Annotated in this window: 15 protein-coding genes; 12 read left to right on the plus strand and 3 right to left on the minus strand. The window is 62.2% G+C overall.

Annotated elements, in window-relative coordinates; translation table 11 throughout:
* Positions 1-24: 24 nt before the first annotated feature.
* The 4 genes from BLW21_RS04510 to BLW21_RS04525 all read left to right on the plus strand — a co-directional run bounded on the left by BLW21_RS04510 (position 25) and on the right by BLW21_RS04525 (position 7,679).
* Positions 25-795 (plus strand): MBL fold metallo-hydrolase, encoded by a 771-nt coding sequence (locus BLW21_RS04510; protein ID WP_092738244.1) that lies wholly within the window; start codon positions 25-27, stop codon positions 793-795.
* 35 nt (positions 796-830) lie between these two features.
* Entirely contained in the window at positions 831-1,196 is a 366-nt protein-coding gene (locus tag BLW21_RS04515; protein ID WP_092738245.1) for a cupin domain-containing protein, read from the plus strand.
* A gap of 408 nt (positions 1,197-1,604) precedes the next feature.
* Complete coding sequence (locus BLW21_RS04520; RefSeq protein WP_092738246.1) at positions 1,605-3,182, plus strand: NFACT RNA binding domain-containing protein; 1,578 nt, start codon at positions 1,605-1,607, stop codon at positions 3,180-3,182.
* A gap of 582 nt (positions 3,183-3,764) precedes the next feature.
* Entirely contained in the window at positions 3,765-7,679 is a 3,915-nt protein-coding gene (locus tag BLW21_RS04525) for a T9SS type A sorting domain-containing protein (protein ID WP_175470855.1), read from the plus strand.
* A 330-nt stretch (positions 7,680-8,009) separates the two neighbouring features.
* On the opposite strand, the gene ffh is transcribed toward BLW21_RS04525, so the two are convergent.
* A complete protein-coding gene (gene ffh, locus BLW21_RS04530; RefSeq protein WP_092738248.1) occupies positions 8,010-9,359 on the minus strand; it encodes a signal recognition particle protein in 1,350 nt (449 codons plus the stop codon).
* 58 nt (positions 9,360-9,417) lie between these two features.
* Positions 9,418-9,801 (minus strand): hypothetical protein, encoded by a 384-nt coding sequence (locus BLW21_RS04535; RefSeq protein ID WP_092738249.1) that lies wholly within the window; start codon positions 9,799-9,801, stop codon positions 9,418-9,420.
* Between the two features lie 109 nt (positions 9,802-9,910).
* On the opposite strand from BLW21_RS04535, the gene BLW21_RS04540 reads away from it, so the two are divergent.
* On the plus strand, positions 9,911-11,227 hold the full coding sequence (locus tag BLW21_RS04540) for a glycosyltransferase family 4 protein (RefSeq protein WP_245711808.1): 1,317 nt from the start codon (positions 9,911-9,913) through the stop codon (positions 11,225-11,227).
* A gap of 52 nt (positions 11,228-11,279) precedes the next feature.
* Here the strand turns inward: BLW21_RS04540 and BLW21_RS04545 are convergent, their stop codons facing one another.
* Complete coding sequence (locus BLW21_RS04545; RefSeq protein ID WP_092738251.1) at positions 11,280-13,112, minus strand: hypothetical protein; 1,833 nt, start codon at positions 13,110-13,112, stop codon at positions 11,280-11,282.
* A gap of 232 nt (positions 13,113-13,344) precedes the next feature.
* On the opposite strand from BLW21_RS04545, the gene pseB reads away from it, so the two are divergent.
* The 7 genes from pseB to BLW21_RS04580 all read left to right on the plus strand — a co-directional run bounded on the left by pseB (position 13,345) and on the right by BLW21_RS04580 (position 22,709).
* Positions 13,345-14,364, plus strand: a complete 1,020-nt coding sequence (gene pseB, locus BLW21_RS04550; RefSeq protein ID WP_092738252.1) for a UDP-N-acetylglucosamine 4,6-dehydratase (inverting) — start codon at positions 13,345-13,347, stop codon at positions 14,362-14,364.
* Positions 14,365-14,524: 160 nt separating this feature from the next.
* Positions 14,525-15,715 (plus strand): UDP-4-amino-4,6-dideoxy-N-acetyl-beta-L-altrosamine transaminase, encoded by a 1,191-nt coding sequence (gene pseC, locus BLW21_RS04555; RefSeq protein ID WP_092738253.1) that lies wholly within the window; start codon positions 14,525-14,527, stop codon positions 15,713-15,715.
* Positions 15,712-16,437, plus strand: a complete 726-nt coding sequence (locus BLW21_RS04560) for a cytidylyltransferase domain-containing protein (RefSeq protein ID WP_092738254.1) — start codon at positions 15,712-15,714, stop codon at positions 16,435-16,437. Before pseC ends, BLW21_RS04560 begins: the two co-directional genes overlap by 4 nt.
* A gap of 786 nt (positions 16,438-17,223) precedes the next feature.
* Positions 17,224-18,702, plus strand: coding sequence for a UDP-2,4-diacetamido-2,4,6-trideoxy-beta-L-altropyranose hydrolase (gene pseG, locus BLW21_RS04565; RefSeq protein ID WP_092738255.1), 1,479 nt, complete (start codon positions 17,224-17,226; stop codon positions 18,700-18,702).
* A gap of 44 nt (positions 18,703-18,746) precedes the next feature.
* Positions 18,747-19,787 (plus strand): pseudaminic acid synthase, encoded by a 1,041-nt coding sequence (pseI, locus tag BLW21_RS04570; RefSeq protein WP_092738256.1) that lies wholly within the window; start codon positions 18,747-18,749, stop codon positions 19,785-19,787.
* Between the two features lie 20 nt (positions 19,788-19,807).
* Entirely contained in the window at positions 19,808-21,172 is a 1,365-nt protein-coding gene (locus BLW21_RS04575) for a hypothetical protein (protein WP_245711809.1), read from the plus strand.
* Positions 21,173-21,239: 67 nt separating this feature from the next.
* Positions 21,240-22,709, plus strand: coding sequence for a DUF7033 domain-containing protein (locus BLW21_RS04580; protein ID WP_139255078.1), 1,470 nt, complete (start codon positions 21,240-21,242; stop codon positions 22,707-22,709).
* Positions 22,710-22,715: the final 6 nt, after the last annotated feature.

Below are 22,715 nucleotides of genomic sequence, written 5' to 3' on the forward strand. Positions count from 1 at the left end.
GCTTCCAACTTCTAGCTTCTGTTCATGCAAATCACTTTTCTGGGTACGGGTACGTCGCAGGGGGTGCCCATGATTGGGTGCACCTGCGCCGTATGCCGCTCAGTTGATTACCGCGATAAGCGCCTGCGCGTATCGGTGCACTTGCAGGTAGCGGGCAAAAGCATCGTTATCGACTCGGGCCCCGATTTCCGGCAGCAGGCGTTGCGCGCGCAAATCGACCACCTCGACGCGGTGGTGTTTACCCACGAGCACAAAGACCACACCGGTGGCCTCGACGACATCCGGGCCTACAACTTCCGGCAGCAGCAGGATATGCCCCTGCACGCCGAGCCCCGGGTGCTGGCGCAGTTGCAGCAGGAGTACGCCTACATTTTCGCCGACCACAAATACCCCGGCGTGCCCCGGGCAGAGTTGCACCCGATTGAAAGCGACACGGCGGTATTTGAGGTGGCCGGCGTGCCGTTTCAGCCCATCCGGGCGCTGCATTACAAGCTGCCAGTGCTGGGCTACCGAATTGGCGGTTTTACCTACATCACCGATGCCAATTACCTCAGTCCCGAGTCGTTGGAGTTGATGCGTGGCTCGGAAATTATCGTGCTCAATGCCCTGCGCCACGAGCAGCACATTTCCCATTTCACGCTGCGGCAGGCTGTTGATATTCTCGAAGATCTGGCCCCAACCCGCGGCTACCTCACCCACATCAGCCACCAGTTGGGCCGCCACCACGATGTGGAGGCGACGCTGCCCGAAAATATCCGCTTGGCTTACGATGGGCTAGTGGTTAGCTGCCAATAGCGTTGCTTTCGGCCTGCCCATCAAAATTTTGAACAATGCATGTTATCCGCCTAGAAGACAAATTCGCGCAGTTCACTGACCACTGGAACCCGCGGGTGATTGGGGAGCTGAACGACCAGCACCTGAAAATTGCGCGGGTGCAGGGCGAGTTCATCTGGCACAACCATGCGGCCGAAGACGAACTGTTTATGGTAGTGAAAGGGCAGCTGCTGATTGATTTCCGCGACGGCACTACGGCCGAGCTGAACCCCGGCGAACTGCTGGTGGTTCCCCGGGGCACCGACCACCGCCCCCACTCGGCTGCCGAAACCTGGATATTAATGATTGAGCCCAAATCAACCGTGAACACGGGCGACCAAGCGGCCAGCGAGCGGACCCGCACTCACCTGGAGCAGATTTAGCTGCTCCCCTATCAGTTGGCCAACGTCAGCAACTGCTACGGCCTGTCGCGCCCACTAATGGCCCACGCAGGCGCAACATGACCTGGAACTGCAAATCCCCTACCGCGCCATTAGCTCTGGTTGCGGCGTTTGGGGCGTGGCCGCGGCTTGCCGGTATTGCCGGATGTAAGCCCGACCGAAAGCGGCAGCTGTAATTTGCGGTTCGGCTCCAGAACTAACGCTTTTTCGGAAGGTAGTCTGACTGAAATAAGCTTAGCGCAACGAAGAAGATGCGGCTGCCTTCAGCAGGATTCGGGGCCAACGAATACGGTTGTATTGCCTTTGCCGATTGATTCCTGCGTTATTTGTGCCCCGACCGGCTCTGGGGCGCTGCCAGGGTGCAGGGCCGCTGTTTAACTCGTCCTGCTTATGCCCACCAACTACTACTTTCTGCGCCAGCTCGCGCCCGCCCTCACCCGCCAGCTAGCCGGCTACCGGGTGGCTACCTGCTTTTCGCAGGAGCGCGACGAACTGGTTATCGGCCTGACTAACGGCGGAGTTGAGTTTTGGCTCCGCCTCACGCTGGCCGCCGCCGGTACGCTGCTGGCCGTGCCCGAAAGCTTCCAGCGCACCCGCCAGAACTCGGTGGATTTGCTGCCCGGCCTGCTGGGCCAGCAGGTAGCAACCGTGGCTGCCTGGCCCCACGACCGGGTGCTGCAGCTCGAATTTGCGGGCGGGGCGCGGCTCGTGCTCAAGCTCTATGGCACCCGCCCCAACGCCATTTTCCATCCCGCCGACCCCGCAGCCCCGGCCGAGCTATTCCACCCGCGCTACCTGGCCGATGCCGACCTGCGCCCCCCCACCGACCCTGCCTCTCAGGCTGCTTCCGTTGCAGTAGCCGACCCGACTAAAGCCTACCCCGCCCTCGGCGACCTGGGCCGGGCCTACCTGCGCACGCTGGGCTACGACCCGGCCCCGCTGACAACCAAACGCGAGCTGGTAGCCCAGGTAGTGTGCCAGTTGGAGCAGCCCGCCGCCTTTTACATCGTCCGGCTCGACAACCGTACCCGCCTGAGCCTGCTGCAGGTGGGCGAGGTAGAAGCCGAGTTGCCCGCCAACGACCCAATGGGGGCGCTACGCCAATTTGTGCCACGCCTGCTGGGTCGCCAGGCCTACGAGGCTGAGCTGCGCCAAGTACGGCTGCTGCTGGAAAAACGCGCCGATACGGCCACTACCGCCGCCCAGCACGCCCGCAACCGCCTTCACGCCCTCGAAAACACCAGCGGCTACCGCCAAACTGCCGACCTGATTATGGCCCACTTGAGTCAGATTCCGGCCGGGGCCTCCGAGGTTGAGGTCGAAGATTTCTACCAGCCCGGGCAACGGCGAATCATCAAGCTAAAGCCCACCGAAACACCCCAGCGCACAGCCCAGAACCTGTACCGCAAGGCCAAAAACCAGCAGCGCGAAACCCGCGAGCTGGCTGAGCGCGCCGACCGCCGCGAAGCCGAAGCATTTGGGGCGCTGGAGCTGCTGGAGGAGCTGGGGGCCCTGCCGGCCGGCGAGCTGCGGGTGCTACGCCAGTGGCGCAAGCAGCACAGCCTCGATGCCGCCGCCGCCGCCAAAGCCGCCGCTTCCGAGTTACCATTCAAGGTATTCGAAGACTCCGGCTTCACGATTCTGGTAGGCCGCAACGCCGTCAACAACGACCTGCTGACCCAGCGCTATGCCCACAAAGACGACCTCTGGCTGCACGCCAAAGACGTAACCGGCTCGCATGTTGTCATCCGGCAGCGGGCCGGCCAGCCGGTACCCGTGCCGGTGCTGGAGCGCGCCGCCCAACTGGCCGCCTGGTACTCCAAGCGCCAAAACGATTCGCTGTGCCCGGTTAGCTACACGCCAAAAAAATACGTGCGCAAACCCCGCGGCGCCAAGCCGGGCCAGGTGGTAGTCGAGCGTGAAAAAGTAGTGCTGGTAATACCCGCCAATCCCTTTGAGCGGGAATAATACCAAAATTTTCGGGCAGTAGTTACAAAGAGGCTCTTTATCGTGTTGATCCGCAGGATAGCATATAAGATGTTTGTTGTTAAAGTTCAATAATAGGCACACCTAATACCTAGTCGGTATTAGGTGTATCCGTTTTTGCCACCAAACAGTGTAGTGTAGGCCTCCTGAATGCACGATTAGAATACCTTGGCTAATACCCTGACTTCCAACAATATTTTTAAGGCGAAGTATTTATTCCTCTCCACGATACATTTATTTTTATATAAAATTTAACTTATATAAGACAAGTGCAAATAATTAGAATTATTCAATATCATTGCGGTGCGACGACCATCTGCTACGCAGACAGTTGCCGCCCTCTGCTCTCACTCCACCTTCCTTCTACCGCACATGAGAACACCTTTCCTCTCCCCTCGGGGCAGGGCATCGCACACCCGCCCTATTTGCCGGCTGCTCGTAGCGTTAGGCCTGCTACTGTTATCTGCCAACAGGGCGTGGGCCCAGTTCCCGCGGATCGAATCGTTTAAGAACTCCACTACTTCCGGGGTTGGTTTTCGCCTTGGTGGCAACCCCAACCCCGCCGTGCTAACGGCCGCAACCGGCACGGATGCCAACGGCTCGGGCTATCTGCGCCTGACGGACAATACTACAAACCAAGCTGGTTTCGCCATCGATAACCAGTCGTTTCCGGCCCCAACAGGTTTCGCCATTTCGTTTGAATTCTTCTCCTACGGTGGTACCGGAGCCGATGGCTTTTCGGTTTTCCTCGTTGATGCCGACAAGACGTCGGCGGCCGCCTTTACCAGCGGGGCCTCCGGCGGTTCGCTGGGCTACGCCCAGAAGACAATCGCCCCTCTTAGTAACGGAGTGCCTAACGGCTACATCGGCATCGGCATCGACGAGTTTGGCAATTATGCCAGCCCCACTGAGGGCCGCGTGGGCGGCCCCGGTGTCCGGCCCGATGCCGTGTCGCTGCGCGGAAGCGGTGACGGCAACAGCACTACCGATTACCCCTTTATTGCCGGTGGCACCACGCTGCCTTTCAGCCTGGATGTGGCTACAGTACGGGCCCAGCAGGGCTCCGCTGATTTCCGGCGGGCTTACATCTACGTGATTCCGCAGCCCGACGGCACCTACCAGATTACCGTTCGCATTCAGAACGGCAACGCGGTAGCTACTACCATTGAGCGGGTGCGGGTGGCTACGCCGCCGAATAATCTGCGCATTGGGTTCGCCGGCTCGACCGGGGGCAGCACCAATGTTCACGAAATCCGCAACCTGGCCATTATTAGAGCCCCGGTGGCCAACGATGATGTGGCGAGCACGGTGTATGGTGTGCCGGTTTCGCTTAACATTCTCAGCAACGACGTGGCCCAGGGCAGCAACCTTGAACCGACTTCCATCGACCTCGATCCGACTACTACGGCCATCGACAACTCGTTCACGGTGGCCGGCAAAGGCACGTTCACGCGCGGTGCCAACGGCGTAGTAACCTTCACCCCCGTTGCCACTTTTGCCGGGGTGATAACCATTCCCTACACCGTGGCCTCGGTACTCGGCGACCTGTCGAACCCGGCCAACATCACCATCATCGTGAAGGGGGCCGATGTGGCTACGAGCATAAGCGGCCCCACGGCGGCCAGCCCCGGCTCGTCGGTTACGTACACCGTTAATACCAGCAACCTGGGCACCGAAACGAGCAACAACCTCGTGCCCAGCATTCAGCTGCCCGCCAACCTGACGGGCGTAGTTGTTTCCAGCGGCAGCTATGATTCCGGCTCTGGCCTGGTAACGTTTGCCCCCGTGGCCAGCCTGGCTCCGGGCGCACCAAGCATTGTGAATACCGTGAGGTTTACGGCCCCAGCCGGTGGTTCCGTAGTAGCTGCGGCGAGCGTCACGCTGAGCACGCCCGACCCGGTTCTGAGCAACAACACGGCCACCATTACGACGGTAGTGCAAGGCAACGCCAACGTGGCCACCAGCTGCGCCACGCCCGGTAAGGACGGCCCCCGTGCGCTCAACAGTGGCTCAACGACTCCCAACACCTATTACCCGGGCAACGCCACCACCGCCATGAGTGCTACCAGTATTCAGGTAGGAGCAGCCGTGGGCGGACCAGGCATTCAGGCCGGCGACCTGGTGATGATTATCCAGGTGCAGGGAGCCACTATCGACGTTACCAACACTACTAGCTATGGCGCGAGCACTGCCCCGGTAGCGGGCTTCTACGAGTACGCCGTGGCCACGAACAGCGTTCCGGTAACGGGCGGCACCCTGACGATAGCCAAGGCCCTAGCCCGCATTTATGAGCGCGTGAGCTACGCCGATGCCGGCAACCCCACCGGCCAGCGCCGGTTCCAGGTGGTGCGGGTGCCGCAGTACTCGGCCCTGACGGTAACGGGCACCGTGACCGGCCTGGCCTGGAACGGCGAAACCGGCGGCATCCTGGCCCTCGACGTAGCCGGCCAAACCACCTTCAGCGGCAGCGGCAGCCTGGACATGAGCGGCAAAGGTTTTCGCGGCGGCGGAGCCCGGCAGTACACCGGAGGCGGCACGGGCTACGGCACCAACGACATTCGCAATGTGGCTAGCCTGACTACCGCAGGCGTCCACGGAGCCAAGGGTGAAGGCTGGGCCGGTACGCCCCGCTTCGTATGGAATGGCACCAGCGTATCTGATACTGGCGTGGAAGGCTACCGCAACGGCAGCGTGGGCCTGGGTGCGCCCGGCAACGCCGGTGGTGGCGCCACCGATAACCAACTGGCCAGCAACACCGGCAACGCCGGTGGCGGCGGCGGTGGCAACGCGGCGGCCGGTGGCTTGGGTGGCTTCAATCGAAATGCTAACTCGGGTACCCAGGCGGCGGGCGGCGGCAGCATTGCTGGTGGCATCGGCCGCTGGCTGATGGGCGGCGGCGGCGGCGCGGGCTCGAGTGAGCAAGCCGGCACCCTAAGCAGCGGCGGCGTTGGGGGCGGCATCGTGGTGTTGCGCACTAGTCTGCTAAGCGGTACGGGCCAGCTGCGCGCCGATGGCAGCGGGGCGCCTACGGCCGGTTTGGCCACTAACTACACGAACGGCGGCGGCGGCGGTGGCGCGGGTGGCACAGTCGTGCTGCTGGCCAGCAATACGTCGGGCTTCGCGAATATGACTCTCAGCGCGGCCGGCGGCGACGGGGGCAACGCTATTACAGGCGGAAATAACGATGACTACGGCCCCGGAGGCGGTGGTGGCGGCGGCTTCGTATTCGCCAACAGCGGCAGCGGTACCGAGCTTATTGCGGGCGGCGCCAGTGGCCTCACGGAGCGGGGACGGCCAGCTGATACCAACTCAGCAAGGCCCGGTACCAGCGGCAGCGCCGTAGTCAATGCTACCGACCCGGGCGTGCTCATCAGCGCGGCCAGCGGCTGCCTGCCTTCTTTGTCGGTGGCACTGGCTACCGCTACGCCCAACGTGCAGCGCACCGGCGGCACGGGCAGCAGCGTAAATCCAGCCCTGTACACGCTCACGATTTCCAACACCGGTGGCCAGGCCGATAATGTTTCTGTGCTGGCAGCGCTGGCAGCGAATATTTTCCAGTACGACCCCACCTTTACGCCGGTCTTTACGCTCCAGCAGGCCAACGGCACTACTACCTCGATTCCAGCTACCAGCGCCAACACGCCCACTGGCGCCAACAGCACCCCGGAATTTGGCGGCAGCAGCCTCAGCATTCCGGCCGGGGCCACGCTCTCCATCAGCTTCCGGGCTACCATCGCGGCGGCGGCCCAGAACAATTTCGCTTATCAGGCCAACGCCACCGTAACTTACAACGACCCGTTCCGGACCACCGTCACCGGCACCGTCAGCCCGGGCGGCAACTACGCCAACGATGCGACGTTGGGCGCGGCCGGGGGCAGCAACTACTCGGCCTCGTCTTCCGCCAACGAAGACGTAAGCATCACCAGCCCCCTGCCCGTTACGCTCACCGCTTTCGATGCCATAGCCAGCGGCCGCGACGCGGTACTGACCTGGAAGACGGCTACCGAACTCAACAACGACCGGTTCGAACTGGAGCGCAGCTTCGATGGCGCCACGTTTGAAACCATCGGTTCGCAGCGGGGCCAAGGCACCACCCAGAGCGCCACCAGCTACCGTTATGTAGATGCCGGCGCGGCCCGCTTCGCCGCTAAACTGCTCTACTACCGCTTGCGTCAGGTGGATACCGATGGCACCGACAGCTACTCGAAGGTGCAGACGGTGCGCTTTGAGCAACGCAAGGTTACGGTGGGCCTCTACCCTAACCCGCAGCAAGGGCGCTTTACACTCGATCTACTTGGTTTGCCCGAAGGTTCGTACCAGGTTGACATTCTGGATCTAGCCGGACGGCAGGTACTGCGTACCCAGCTCAGCGGTGGGCAAGAGCATACTGTACTCGTGCCTACGCTGCCCCAGGGCTCCTATATCGTCCGGGTGAGTGGCCAGGCAGTGAACATCACCCTGCCAATGACGCGCAACTAAGCGAGCAGCTTAGCTTTATGCTGGCAATACTACCAACGCCCTCCGCACCCCGTGCGGGGGGCGTTTTGCGTAGCGCGCACCGCCTCATTACAATGAAGCTGTTTGCAAAGTCAAAAGGCGGTCATGCTGAGCTTGTCGAAGAATCTCTACCGCTTCGTTGCAGTCATCCAACGAAGCGGTAGAGATGCTTCGACAAGCTCAGCATGACCGCCTTTTGACTTTGTAAACAGCTTCAATACCAAACAGCCCCGGTAGCAAATGCTACCGGGGCTGTTTGAGTACGTCCACAAAATCTGCGAAGTCCGCGAAAAATCCGCGCTAATCAGTGGGTTAGCGGAGCGGGCCTTTCATGCCCATCATCTTGGCCATTTGGGCCATGCCGCCCTTGGTGCTGCTCATCTTGTTCATGGTCCGCATCACTTTGCGCATATCCTCGAACTGCTTCATCAGTGCGTTTACCTGCTGGATATCGGTGCCCGAGCCTAGGGCCAGGCGGCGGCGGCGCGAGCCGTTGAGCAGCTCGGGCTGGGCGCGCTCCTTGGGCGTCATGCTCTTGATGATGGCCTCAATCGGCTTAAAGGCGTCGTCGTCGATTTCGATGTCCTTCATGGCCTTGCCCACGCCCGGAATCATGCCTACCAGGTCCTTGATGTTGCCCATCTTCTTGATTTGCTCCAGCTGGGAGAGGAAGTCGTCGAAGTTGAACTGGTTTTTGCGGATCTTCTGGTTGATGCGCTTGGCCTCCTCCTCGTTGAACTGCTGCTGAGCGCGTTCCACGAGCGAAATCACGTCGCCCATGCCCAGGATGCGCTGGGCCATGCGGTCGGGGTAGAACAGGTCGAGGGCTTCCATCTTCTCACCCGTCGAGATGAACTTGATGGGCTTTTCGACCACCGCCCGGATGCTGAGGGCCGCGCCACCGCGCGAGTCACCGTCGAGCTTGGTAAGCACCACGCCGTCGAAGTTGAGGCGGTCGTTGAAGGTTTTGGCCGTATTCACGGCGTCCTGGCCCGTCATCGAGTCCACCACGAACAGGGTTTCGGAGGGGTTGACAGCCCGCTTCACCTGCTCGATTTCGGCCATCATCTGCTCATCGACGGCTAGGCGGCCGGCGGTGTCGATGATGACGACCTTCTTGTTGTTTTTGCGCGCAAACTCGATGGCATTGCGCGAAATGTCCACCGGGTTCTTGTTCTCGGGCTCCGAGTACACCTCCACGCCCACCTGCTCGGCCAGCACTTTCAGCTGGTCGATGGCGGCGGGGCGGTACACGTCGCAGGCCACCAACAACACCTGGCGATTCTGCTTTTTGAGGTAGGCAGCCAGCTTGCCGGCGAAGGTGGTTTTGCCCGAACCCTGCAGGCCCGAAAGCAGAATCACGGCCGGGTCGCCCTTCACCTGGATGTCCTGCTTTTCGCCGCCCATGAGCTGGGTGAGCTCATCGTAAACGATTTTGGTCATCAATTGGCCCGGCGACACGGCTACCAGCACATCGCGGCCCATGGCCTCGTCCTTAATTTTGTCGGTGACCTCCTTGGCGACTTTGTAGTTCACGTCGGCGTCCACCAGTGCCCGGCGGATTTCCTTGACCGTAGCGGCGACGTTGATTTCGGTGATGCTGCCCTGGCCTTTAAGTGTTTTAAAGGCTTTGTCGAGCTTGGTTGAGAGGTTATCGAACATGAATCGCTAATTGGCGCTGATTATTTTGATTTCGCTGATTTTGGGCCGATGGAGTGAACTACGACGCCTTTCTCAACACGATGGACTCCAGTATTTCGAGGCGACGGAGTACCTCGGGATTGGTAGCCGGGTCGGTTTCCGTTCTTTCCAAGCGCTGATCAATGTGCTGCACGTCGGTGCGCAAACCAGCTACCTCCTGCTTTACTCCGGCTACCTCCTGCTTTACTTCTGACACTTCCTGCTTTAAGTCATCAAACTTTTTTTCCATCTGAATGAAGCCGTCGGCAATGGCCTCACCGAAACGGTTGATGATGTTTTCGAACCGGTCGTTGGTTTCCTGGTTTAGTTGGCGCATTTCGGCGCGTAGCGTATCAGTTTGGCGGTCGGTGGCCCGCAGCAGGTCACTTAGCAGCGCAAGAATGTCAGAATTGTCGGATGCCATGACAAAGAGAAACAGGTAGAAAACCAGATTCAGCCTCCAAAAGTAACCAGAAAAGCCCGAAAAGCCGCCAGCGGGTTACCTTCGCGTTTCATCGCCCACCCGACGTTCCGTGCCCGATTCTGCCCGTCCACTTCGCCTGCTTGTTATTACTTACTACTGGCCACCCTCGGGTGGGGCGGGCGTGCAGCGCAGCCTCAAGTTCGTGAAGCACCTACCCGGGTTTGGCGTGGAGCCCACCGTACTAACGGTAGACCCGGCCCAGGCGGCCTACCCGGTGCTCGACGAAAGCCTGGCGGCCGATGTACCGGCGGGCGTGCGCGTTATCCGCACCAGCACTTTCGAGCCCTTCGACAGCTACAAGCGCCTGACGGGGCGGCGGCAGGTACCGTATGGCGGGTTTGTGGGCGAGAATAAGGCCAGCCGCAGCCAGCAGTTGTTCAAGTTTGTGCGCGGCAACCTCTTTATTCCGGATGCGCGCCGGGGCTGGAACCGCTTCGTGCTCGATGCCGTGGCTGAACTGGTGGCCGCCGGCGAGCAGTTCGACGCCGTGCTCACTTCCTCGCCGCCGCACTCTACCCAGCTGATCGGGCTGGAACTGAAGCGCCGCTACGGCCTGCGTTGGCTGGCCGATTTGCGCGACCCCTGGACCGACATCTATTACTACAAGGAGCTCAACCACCTGCCGCCCGCCCGCTGGCTCGATGCCCGCTACGAGCGCCAAGTGCTGGAGCAGGCCGATGTGGTGCTGGTAACCAGCCCGCACACCAAGCGGATTTTCGCGGCGAAGTCGCCCAACATCGACCCTGCTAAAATCCAGGTGCTGCCCAACGGCTACGACGAGGCCGATTTCCGGGAGCTCAGCCAGCCGCCCACCGATGCGCTGCTGGTAACGCACACCGGCACCATTTCGGAAACCTACCGCCTCGAGCAACTGCTGGCCGCCGCCGCCGAATGCGCCCGCCGCCACCCCGACGTACCGTTGCGCCTGCGCTTCGTGGGTAAAGTTTCCGACGGCATCCGGCAGCAGGCCGAAGCGGTGGGGCTGGCCGGGCACGTCGAGTTTGTACCCTTCGTGCCTCACCACGAGTCGGTGGGCTATTTACTGCGCAGTACGGCCCTGCTGCTGGCCATTCCGGACGTGGCCAACAACCGGGGCATTCTGCCGGGCAAGGTGTTCGAATACTTGGCCGCCAACAAGCCCATTCTGTGCGTGGGTCCCATCGGTTCCGATGCTGACCTGCTGCTGCGCGAAACCGGGGCCGGCCGCACCCTGCCCCCCGATGCCTACGCCGACCTGCTCGATGCCTTCGAGGGCCTGGTGGCCCGCTGGCGCATCAACCCCAACCTCGACCTGCCCGGCCCCCGCCCCACCCAATACTCCCGCCGGGCCCTAACGGAGAGGCTGGCCGGACTAGTTGGGAAGTGAGAAGTAAAAAGTGAGAGAAAGTTGCCATGACGTTTCTTTCCTCACTCGTTTCTCACTGTCCCAACACGTTGCGCAACTTGGCTGGCAACAGGCCAACGGCGCGGGCTTTCCAGTCGGCCCAGGGGGAGTGGGCTAGGCCCTGCCCCTGCCAGACGCCGATGGCCTGGGCCAGGTGCTGGGCCAGGGTGCGGTAGTGGCGGCGGTGATAGTGGCGCAGGTTGTTACTGACGTCGGCGGGCGTGCGCACGAACTCGCGCACGTCGAGCAGGAAGCAGTTTTCGGCCGAGGCCACGAATTCGGCCAGGGCCTGGTTCATGGTTTCGTGGCGCGCCCGGGCCCCGGTTTCGCCCGAGTCGGGTACTTCAATTTCGGCCCCGTTGAGCAGGAAGATGGGCACGGCGGCCGGCACCTGGGTCCGCAGCCAGCGCAGATTCTGCTGAAATTCGGCTAACGAAATCGGGCCTTTATACTCGTACTCACGGGCGAAACGGCGCAGAAAATCTTCGCCCAGCCCCTGAAAACGGCGCTGGGCGTAGCGGGTGGCCAGCGCGGCGGGCGGCTCGGCTGTAATGTCTTGGTAGGCGCCGAAGGGCACGCGGTGGCCGGTGGCCCGCTCGCGGTACAGCGGCTGGGTGTAGTCCATCAGCGGGCTGTACACCAGCACGTCGTAGCCGGGCTCCCAGAGGCGCGTATCGAAGGCCTCGCGGCCCAGAAAGGGCAGGGTGGCCGCCAGGCGCTGCTGCTCGGCTGCGGGCCACTCGCGGGTGGCGCGCAGCAGCAGCGTGTGCTCCAGGTGCACCGGAATCTGGTGCTCGTTGTTGAAGTTGAACTCCTCGGTAACGCCGAGGTCGAAGGCCTGCAGAAAGGGCGTGAGCTGGCCCAGGTCGCAACCACCTTTCAGCAGCACGCGCAACCGGTTTTTGGCCGGGCCCGCCGCCGGGATGGCTGGGGTTTCGGAGGCCGCGGCGGCTACGGTAATCCAAGTGGGTTTTTCGGTCGGGCTCAGCTCGGTGGCCACTTCGCCCCGCACTTCCAGCGCTGGAAAACCCAGGTGAGCATAGGTGAACTGCTCGATGCCCAGGTGCAGGATGCGGCAGGAAAACACGAACTGTTCCAGCCGGTTTTCGGCCCGGTTCAGGCAGTAGATACCCACCAGGCCGTAGTCGCCGAACCGGTCGTGCACGCGCACGGTGCCCCAGCGGCGGGCCGGGTCGCGCAGGCTGGCCTCCAGTTCGGGCAGCGTTACGCGGCGCTTGGTGAAATTGAGCTGGTTGGAGCGGTTGATGAGCTCTTCTAATCGGCCCGCATCAGGCAGCACGGCGGCCGGGCCCTCCCGGAATTCGATCTGCACCTGCGCGTCGCGCAGGAAAGCCAGGTTATCGTTGTACTGGGTGCGGGCCTGCTGCTGGCGTTCGAGCAATTTGTATTGGGCCAGACGCGAAAGTGTGGGGTCGGGCTGGCCGCTGGCCCGGAGCAGTGGGGCCAGCTGAGGCAGCTCCGTGGGGTCGGCCACCCGCAGGTCGGGGCTATAGAACTGGGCTTCGGCCCGGTTGGCCGCGTTATCGTCGAGAAACAGGGCATTGGCGGCCCGCAGCTGCAGCTGGCTTAGCAGTTCCTTTATAATAGGGCCTTTGGGTTGCCAGCTGATGCGCGCGAACACAAACATTTCCCAGATGCCCAGCTCCCGCAGCCGGGCCTCGGCCGGAGCGAAGTCGTTCTTGCTCACAATGGTGTGCACGATGCCGCGGGCCGCCGTGTCGCGCACCAGTTGCAGATTGGCTTCCAGCCCCGTTACGCTACCCTCCGAGAGCGTACCCTGCCAGAACGTGTCGTCGAGGTCCCAGATGACGAGCTTGATGGGTTGATAAGAATTGGCGGCAGGCATAAGAAGCAGATAAAACCGGCTGTCATCCTGCGCTTGCGAAGGACCTTACCACGCAGAAGTGATTTATGAGCAAGACCGCCTGGGTGTGCTAAGGTCCTTTGCAAGCGCAGGATGACAGCCGGCAGAGCAGACCACGCAAAACTACGCAAGCTCCGGCCGGAATGCCTACTTTTGCCCTCCCCCAAGCCGGCCGCTTTCCAGGCCGGTACTTCCTTCGCTCATTACCCTTCTCATGGCCCTCGACCTCAACCATAAATCCATCCTGGTAACCGGCGGTACCGGCTCGTTCGGCAAGCAGTTCGTCGAAACCGTGTTCCGGCTTTACCCGCAGGTGAAACGGCTGGTGGTGTACTCGCGCGACGAGCTCAAGCAGTACGAGATGTCGCAGCAGTTTCCGCACTCCGAGTATCCGGCCATCCGCTACTTTATTGGCGATGTGCGCGACGGCGACCGGCTCAAGCGGGCCTGCGAGGGCATCGATATTATTGTGCACGCCGCCGCCCTCAAGCAGGTGCCAGCCGCCGAGTATAACCCGATGGAGTGCATCAAAACCAACATTTTCGGGGCCGAAAACGTGATTAACGCCGCCCTCGACTGCGGCATAACCGATGTGGTAGCCTTGAGCACCGACAAGGCCGCAGCCCCCATCAACCTGTACGGCGCCACCAAACTCTGCTCCGACAAGCTGTTCGTGGCCGCCAACAACATGAAAGGCTCGCGCGACTTACGCTTTTCGGTGGTGCGCTACGGCAACGTAATCGGTTCCAGGGGCTCGGTGGTGCCGTTTTTTCTGCAGCGCCGCGAGTCGGGCGTGTTGCCCATCACCCACCCCGACATGACGCGCTTCCACATCTCGCTCGATGAGGGCGTGGACTTAGTGCTGTATGCGCTGGAGCACAGCTGGGGCGGCGAGATTTTCGTGCCCAAAATCCCGAGCTACAAAATCACGGAAGTGGCGGAGGCCATTGGGCCCAACTGCCGGCAGGAAATCGTGGGCATCCGTCCCGGCGAGAAGCTGCACGAGGAAATGATAACCGAAACCGACGCCCTGAGCACCGTCGAGCTCGACAAATACTACGTGATCCTACCCTTTACCCCGCGCTGGGATGTGGAGGAATTTATCCGCCACTTCGACGGCCGCCGCGTAGAAGCGGGCTTCCACTACGACTCGAGCAACAACACCGACTGGCTCTCGGCCGAGCAGATTCGCGAGGAAATCCGCCAGCACGTGGACGCCGGATTTACGGTGTAGGGCAGAGCTGATAGCGTTTCTAGCAGAGGTCCGCGGAGGGATGCGCGGAGGTAAAGGGAGGACCTCCCTTTAGCCTCTGCGCATCCCTCTGCGGACCTCTGCTAGAAAACCCGTTGTTAGGCTCTGAACAACTCCCCCACCGCCGTACTTTTGGTTTCCTATGAACACCTCCGTTTTCCAGCCCACCCGCCCCATCGCCTACGGCCGCCAGCACATCACCGAAGCCGACGAGCTGGCCGTGCTCACGGCCCTGCGCTCCGACTACCTGACCCAGGGGCCGCTGGTGGCCGAGTTTGAGCAGAAATTCGCGGCTTATGTAGGCGCCGAATATGCCGTGGCCGTGAGCAACGGCACGGCGGCCCTGCACCTGTGCGCGCTGGCGCTGGGCGTGCAGCCCGGCCAACGCGTCATCACTACGCCCATCACGTTTGCCGCTTCGGCCAACTGCGTGCGCTACTGCGGCGGCGAGGTGCACTTCGCCGACATCGACCCCGACACCGCCCTCATCGACCTTCAGGCCGTGCGCCGCCTGCTCGAAAGCCACCCCAAAGGCCATTTTCACGGCCTGATTCCGGTTGATTTCGCGGGCCTTCCCGTGAACCTGGAGCAAGCCCGCCAGCTCTGCGACGAGTTTGGTTTGTGGCTGCTCGAAGACAGCTGCCACGCCCCCGGCGGCTCGTTCGTAGACAGCCAGGGCCAGGCCCAGAACTGCGGCAACGGGCAATTTGCCGATCTGGCCATCTTCAGCTTTCACCCCGTCAAGCACATTGCCACCGGCGAGGGCGGCATGATTACCACCAACCGCCCCGACCTGTACGAGCACCTGCTGCGCCTGCGCACCCACGGCATCACCAAAGACCCCGCCCAGCTCAGCCGCCCCGACGAAGGCGGCTGGTACATGGAAATGAAGGAGCTCGGCTACAACTACCGCCTGCCCGACATGCTCTGCGCCCTGGGCATCAGCCAGCTGGAGCGTGCCGAAGCGGGTCTGGCGCGCCGCCGCGAGCTGGCCGCCCGCTACGATACGGCCTTCGCCGACCTGCCTGCCGTGCGCCCGCTGGCCGGGGCCCCGGGCCACGCCTACCACTTGTATGTAATTCAGGTAGCCGACCGGCGCGGGCTATATGATGCGCTACGGGAGAAGCAGATTTTTGCGCAGGTGCACTACATCCCGGTGCACCGCATGCCCTACTACCAGGGCCTGGGCTGGCTGGAAGGCGACTTCCCGCGGGCCGAAGCCTACTACGCCCATTGCCTCAGCATCCCGCTGTTTCCGAGCCTCACCGATGAGGAGCAACAGTACGTGATAACCTGCATCCGGGAGTTCGTCTCGCAGCCGGAACTGTCGTGAAAAAGTTCGGCATCATCTCGCAGGCCCGCATGACCAGTACCCGTCTGCCGGGCAAAGTGCTGAAGCTGATTGGCGGCCGGCCCCTGCTCGATTACCACGTAGCGCGGCTGCAGGCCAGCGGGCTGCCCCTGTACCTGGCCACCACCACCAACGCCACCGACGACCCGCTGGCCGCTTTCGGCGCGGCCCACCAGCTGCCCGTCTGGCGCGGCCCCGAGGACGATGTGCTGGCCCGCTACCAACAGTGCGCCGCCGCCCACGCACTCGACGTTATTGTGCGCGTCACGTCCGACTGCCCGTTGCTCGATGGCGAGTTGATTGCGCAGGCCGTGCAACAGTATCTGGCGGCCGACAACCCGCGCCTGTACCTCTCCAACGTGCTGGAGCGCACCTACCCGCGGGGCTTCGATTTCGAGGTGTTTTCGCGGGAGCTGCTGGAGGAAGCCTTCCACCACGCCACTACCGTGTCCGACCGGGAGCACGTCACGCCCTACATCCACCAGAACCGCTCGGGCCGGGTGCAGTTCCAGCACGTCACCCGCCCCACCGACCGCAGCGCCTACCGCCTGACGGTGGATACGGCCGAAGATTTCGAGCTGATTCGCCGGCTGCTAGAGGAGCATCAGGCCGATGCGTTGGGGGCCGAGGAGTTGATTGCGCTGCTTGAAAAGCATCCGGAACTGGTGGCTATTAATGCGCATATTGAGCAGAAGAAGGAGTAAAGCAAATGTTCATGAAGCGTATATCTCTTTTTTATAGGATAAGACTTCTATATTATCATCTCGATAGTTGACTATTAAGAGATTGAATGACACCTTCTAATTCTATCAAGTGTGACAATTCTATTTTCGGAAAATTTTCCAACAAAGGTCGGCACAATTTGCGTCTGCGTCGAAATGGAGTGTAATAATAATATACTATCAGAATCAAATGACATATCATCAACGAATGGACACCAAATAACTGTACAAGAATTTTATCTCATAGGTGATGATTTAGAGAAATCAGATTCCAAGGGATGGAGATTATTTATTTAGAAGACAAGTAACTACGAGGGAAAATTTAATTTTACGTGCAAACTAACTAATCCAGCACCCGAAATAGAAGCGAATGTTAGCTCGGGTCAATACCTGGACGCAATTGAAATAGAGAGCAAATCAGACCATGTTCACATCGGAACAGAGGATAGCGAAGCTATGCAGCATAGGGCTAAAACAGCTGACTGGATGCCTCAACGATTTATAAGTAATCTTAACAAAGAAGGTTCATTCACCAACTACACACCCTTCGGTTTCAATACGAAAATACCAATTTTAGAAGTTGGCGAGAAAATTTATTTTCACTTTATAGTATCAATAAGCCCTATAAGACAGAGCACAGAATATCCGGAAGAGCGCGATATTTCAACTTGGAACATCGTTAATAAATCTAAGAAATTTCTCGATAGAAAATTATAAATATATTCAGATACAATTTATCTATATCTGTAACCTCTCTCTCCAAACCCCATGCGCCTCCTCTTCCGCGCCGATGGAAACGCCCGCATTGGCCTGGGCCACGTAATGCGGCTGCTGGCGCTGGCTGAAATGCTGCGGCCCGATTTTCCGGAGCAGGTCTTCCTGATTCGGGAGCCCGATGCGGCCCTCACCGAGCAGCTCACGGCCGCCGGCCTGGCGGTGCAGGCCCTGCCCGTCCGGCCGCTGCCTGAGGAAGCCGCCCACCTCGCCGCTCACCTGTTGCGCCCCGACGACGTGCTGGTGCTCGACGGCTACGATTTTCGCTACGACTACCAGAACACCGTGCGCGGGGCCGTGCACCGCCTGGTGTACCTCGACGATTTGCACGCCTATCCGCTGGCCGCCGACCTCGTGCTCAACCCCGCCGGTGGCCCCACGGCAGCCGATTATGAGTTGCGTCAGCCGGGCGCCCGCCTGCTCAGCGGCCCCGCTTACGCCCCGCTGCGGGCCCATTTCCAGCACGAGTCCCCCGCAGGTAACGCGGCAGAGCCCGACCCATCCATGGTATTCGTGTGCCTGGGCGGAGCCGACCCCACCCACCAGACGAAACGCGTGGCGGTCGAACTGCTGGCGCTGCCGGGCGTGGAGCGGGTGCACGCGGTGGTGGGCAGCGCCTACCAGGGCTGGGAAACCCTGCACGCCTGGGCCGCCGACCAGCCCCGCCTCACGCTGCACCGCCACCTCGCGGCCCCGGAGCTGGCCGCCCTGATGCGCGAGTGCGGCGCGGCCGTGTGCTCGGCCAGCACCATAAGCTACGAGTACTGCGCGGCCGGCGGCGGCCTGCTGCTGCTGCTGCCCACCGCCGCCAACCAGTACGACCTCGACCACTACCTGCGCGGCGCTGGCTTAGCCCGTCCCTACACCGCGGCGGCCAACATCCTCACCTCCTCCGAAGCCGGCCGCCTGGCAACCGAAATGCAAGCCGCCCAGCGCAACGTGTTTGATGGGCAGGCCCCCACCCGCCTGCGCCAGGAGATACGGGCCCTGCTGCTGCCCCCGCCGCCCTTCGCCCTGCGCCCCGCCACCGCCGCCGACTCGGCCCAGCTGTTGGCCTGGACCAACGAGCCGGCCGTGCGGCGCTTCTCCTTCAACCCCGAGCCCGTAGCCGCGGCCGACCATGAGCGGTGGCTGGCCGCCCGGCTAACCGACGAAAACGCGCTGCTGCTGCTGGCCCGGGATGCCGCCACGGGCCACCCGGCGGGCCTCATCCGGTTTGCGGTGGATGGCGAAACGGCCACGCTCAGCTACCTGCTCGACGCCAATTTCCGGGGCCGGGGGCTGGCGCCGCTGCTGCTGCTGGCCGGCACGCGGCGGCTGCTGGCCCAGTTCCCGCGGGTGCGCCGGGTACTAGGGCACGTGCAGGCGGCCAACGCCGCCTCGGTACACGCCTTCGAGCGGGCCGGGTTTCAGCCTCAGCCTCCTACCGGTTCGGCCGATTCGCTGACGTTTGGCTGGCTGGGCGCGGTGTAGGCCGGACCAGTGGGCAACCGTGCGGATGTGCGTATTTTTGCCCCATGACCATCTCCTTTGGCTCCCGCCTCGTAGGCCCCGACCAGCCGCCGTTTATCATTGCCGAGCTCAGCGGCAACCACAACCAAGACTTGCAGCGCGGCCTGGCCATCGTGGATGCCATGGCCGCGGCCGGCGCCCACGCCATCAAGCTGCAGACCTACACCGCCGATACCATGACCCTGCCCGGGGCCTACCGCATCGACGACCCCGCTTCGCTCTGGTTTGGCCGCGAGCTGCACGAGCTGTACCAAGAGGCCCACACGCCCTGGGAGTGGCACCGACCGCTGTTCGAGCGGGCCCGGCAGCACGGCATGCTGGCGTTCAGCTCGCCGTTTGATGAAACCGCCGTCGATTTCCTGGAAACCCTCGACGTGCCGGCCTACAAAATTGCCTCCTTCGAGAATACCGACTGGCCGCTGCTGCGCCGGGTAGCCGCCACCGGCAAGCCCGTGATAATGAGCACCGGGGCCAGTACGCTGGCCGAAGTAGCCGAAGCCGTGCAGGTGCTGCGCGAAGCCGGCTGCCGCGAGCTGGTGCTGCTCAAGTGCACCAGCACCTACCCCGCCACGCCCCTCAATACCAACCTGCGCACGCTGCCTCACTTCCAGCAACTCTTCCCCGATACGCTGGTGGGCCTCTCCGACCACACCATGGGCGTGGGCGCCTCGGTGGCGGCCGTGGCCCTGGGCGCCTGCGTCATCGAAAAGCACGTAACCCTGCGCCGCGCCGACGGCGGCGTGGACTCGGCCTTTTCGCTGGAGCCCGAGGAAGTGGCCCAGCTCGTGACCGAAACCGAGCGGGCCTGGCAGGCCCTGGGGCAGGTGCAGTACGGCGTGCAGCGCGCCGAAGAAAAAAGCCGCCTCTACAAACGCTCCCTGTACGTGGCCCAGGACGTGCAGGCCGGTGAACTTTTCACGAAAGAAAACCTGCGCGTGGTGCGCCCCGGCGACGGCCTGCCCCCGCGCTACCTCGACCAGCTATTGGGCAAGCCCGCCCGCCAAGCGTTACAGGCTGGCACCGCGCTGACCTGGGAAGCGTTGTAGTTCTGTCTCACTCCGCTTCAATGCCTCACACCGCACCTCTTCCCAAATCGTCAGGCGCCCCGCTCTCCGGCGAAGAGGGGGGCCGGCAAGGTGAGGCGGCCCGCCTGCGCGATATTCTGCAGCTGCGCTTTACCAACCTGTTTGCCTCGCTACCGGCCCACACGCTGGAGTCCATTTCGCCGGCCAGCCCTTGGAAGCGGCTGCTGAAAGTGGCTGGCTACGCGGGGCTGCGACTGGTGGGCAACGTGTTTCGGAAGGTGCGCAACCCCGAGGACCTGCGCGGCAAGGTGTGGCTCTATGTGGTGAGCCAGAACAACTACGACTCGCTGCATTTTCTGCGTGAGGCGCTGCCCGACGCTGTGCTGGTGGCCGGCCAGCGCAAGCAGATCGGCCGCTACAACGGGGCCGTCAACCGCCTTTCGTTGCGGCGCAAGCTGCTGTATTATGGCCAGCTGCCGCGGGTGTATCGGGCGTTGCAGCGCACCGAGGGCGAGCGGGCCGGTCGGTTTTTCGACCTGATTTTCAATGCCGTTGGCTACTACGAGGTGTACCGGCGGGCGTTGCGCCACTACCGGCCCCGGGCCGTGGTGTTTGCCAACGACCACAACGACGACGCCCGGGCGCTGCTGCTGGCCTGCCAGGCCGAGGGGGTACCCACCGCTTACGTGCAGCACGCCACCGTGAGCACCAGCTTCCCACCTTTGGGTTTCGGGTTGAGCCTGCTCGAAGGGCAGGACGCGCTGGACAAGTACCGGCAGTGCGGCCCCATAGCAGGCCGCGTGGCGCTGGTGGGCATGCCCAAAGCCGATGCCTTCCTGGCCCGCCGCAACCTCGCGCCCGCCGTGCGCCGGGTGGCCCTGGCCTGCAACACCCTCGACGACACCGCCGCTATTACCGCCGCCCTCGACTACCTGCTGGCCCAGTTCCCCGACCTCACCTTCACCTTCCGCCCGCACCCCGGCGACACCCGCGACTTCTCGTTTCTGGCCGCCCGGCACCCGGCGCTGCAGTTTTCCGATGCCCGCCAGCAGAATGTATTTGAGTTTCTGGGTGAGCACGATGCGCTGCTGGCTGCCGATACCAGCACCCACCTGGAGGCCACGCTGCTGAACCTGGCCAGCCTGTACTTCCGCTTCGGCCCAGGCGGCATTGCCGACGATTACTACGGCTACGTGGCCCACGGACTGGTGGAGCGGGCCGATACGCTGCCGGCGCTGGGGGCCTGGCTGCGCCGGATGCAGCTGGCCAAGCCACCCGATTTGTACCAGCGGGCCGCTTACTACAACGCCACCCTCAGCACCCCCGACGAAGGCCACAGCCAGCAGCGGGCGACACAGGTGCTACAAGGGTGGCTGGCGGAAGTGGCCCCAACGACGCGGGCGTAGTCTCCCGCAGAGACGCGCGGAGGCAAACCGCGGAGGTTCACGGAGCCATTCTGATTTACTTTGCACTATGCCTGCTCCACCGCTGCCTACCGTTGATTGCATTACCGCCGAACTTCGGTTGACGTACGTGCTGCGGCATTTCAGGGAAGCGTATGCGGATGTGCCGACGGTCGGCATCGGCTACGTCGGCACGCAGCCGCCGGTGGAGGTTGCGGCTGTTGCGCACGATTTTTTTGCGGCTACCCACCCCTATCCTCCCGAACCGAACTGGCGCGAATGGGGCGGGCAGCGGCTGCCGTTCTTCTTTGATGACAGCGCTGCGCAGCCGCTGCTGGAACTGCTGCCGGGAGGTCGGGCGCGCATCAACGCCGACGTAATCTCCGCCGCCTTTTACCTGCTCAGCGGCTGGCAGGAGTTCTTTTCCGAGGAGCGCGACCAGCATGGGCGCTTCCCCTATGCGGCCAGCGTGCAGGCCCGCTACGGCTTTGTGGCCGTGCCGGTAGTCAACTATTATTTCGACATTCTGAAAACGGCCGTTGAGCACGTAACCGGCCAGCCACTGCATCCGCGCTGCTGGGCCAACGGCGCTGCCTGGGCTGCCTTTATTACCCACGACATTGATAACCTGCGCAGCGCCTGGAAAGCCCCCGCTAAAGCGGCTTTGCGGCGCGGTGATGTGCTCAGTTTTGGTTGGCAACTGTGGCGACATTTCACCCGGAAAGATGCCTGGAACAACCTTGCGCTGGTACGGCAAACCGTGGCGGAATATGGTGCCCAGAGCACGTTCTTTCTGCTGCCGGAACATCGCCCAGCCGCTACTAGCACACCCAACGCCGATTACCGGCTCAAGCGGGCCTGGGCGGGAATAGCCACCGCCATCCAGGATTCGGAGGTGGGCCTGCACGCCAGCTTGGGCACCGCTACGCACGGCGACAAGCTGAAGCGGGAGTGGCTTAAAATTCCGGTACCCTGCAGCGGCATCCGCTTTCATTACCTGGGCTGGGAGCCCCGCCTGACACCCACACTACTTAGCATGGACGGCTTCACGCACGATTCTACGCTAGGCTTCGCGGAGCACTTTGGGTTCCGGAATTCCTACTGCCAGCCTTTCCGCCCGTTTAATTTCAGCGCCGATTCGTTTACCGTCAACCCGCCGAAAGAGCGGCTTTACACGCTGGGAGCCGACGAGCCGGCTTATTTCACCCTCGGTCCCAAAAACTCCATTCAAACCTCCAACTTCCTCGAAATCCCGCTCAACGTGATGGACACCACCCTCCACCACCCGCGTTACTTACAGCTGGCGCCCGCCGAAATTCTGCCGGCCCTGCTGCCGATGTTCCAGGAAATCGAGCGGTTCGGCGGCGTTTGCACGGTGCTCTGGCACAACGAGAACTTCGATGCGGCCAACCTGCACAACGGTCCGGAGCAGTTCCGCGCCATCATGGAGTACCTTCGCGGCCGCAACGTGGCCTTCGTCAATGGCCAGGATATTTTAGGTGCGATGGTGAAACAGGAAGATGATGGGTTCGACGTTTAAGCGGTT

This window comes from Hymenobacter psychrophilus (assembly GCF_900107135.1).
GTDB lineage: Bacteria > Bacteroidota > Bacteroidia > Cytophagales > Hymenobacteraceae > Hymenobacter > Hymenobacter psychrophilus.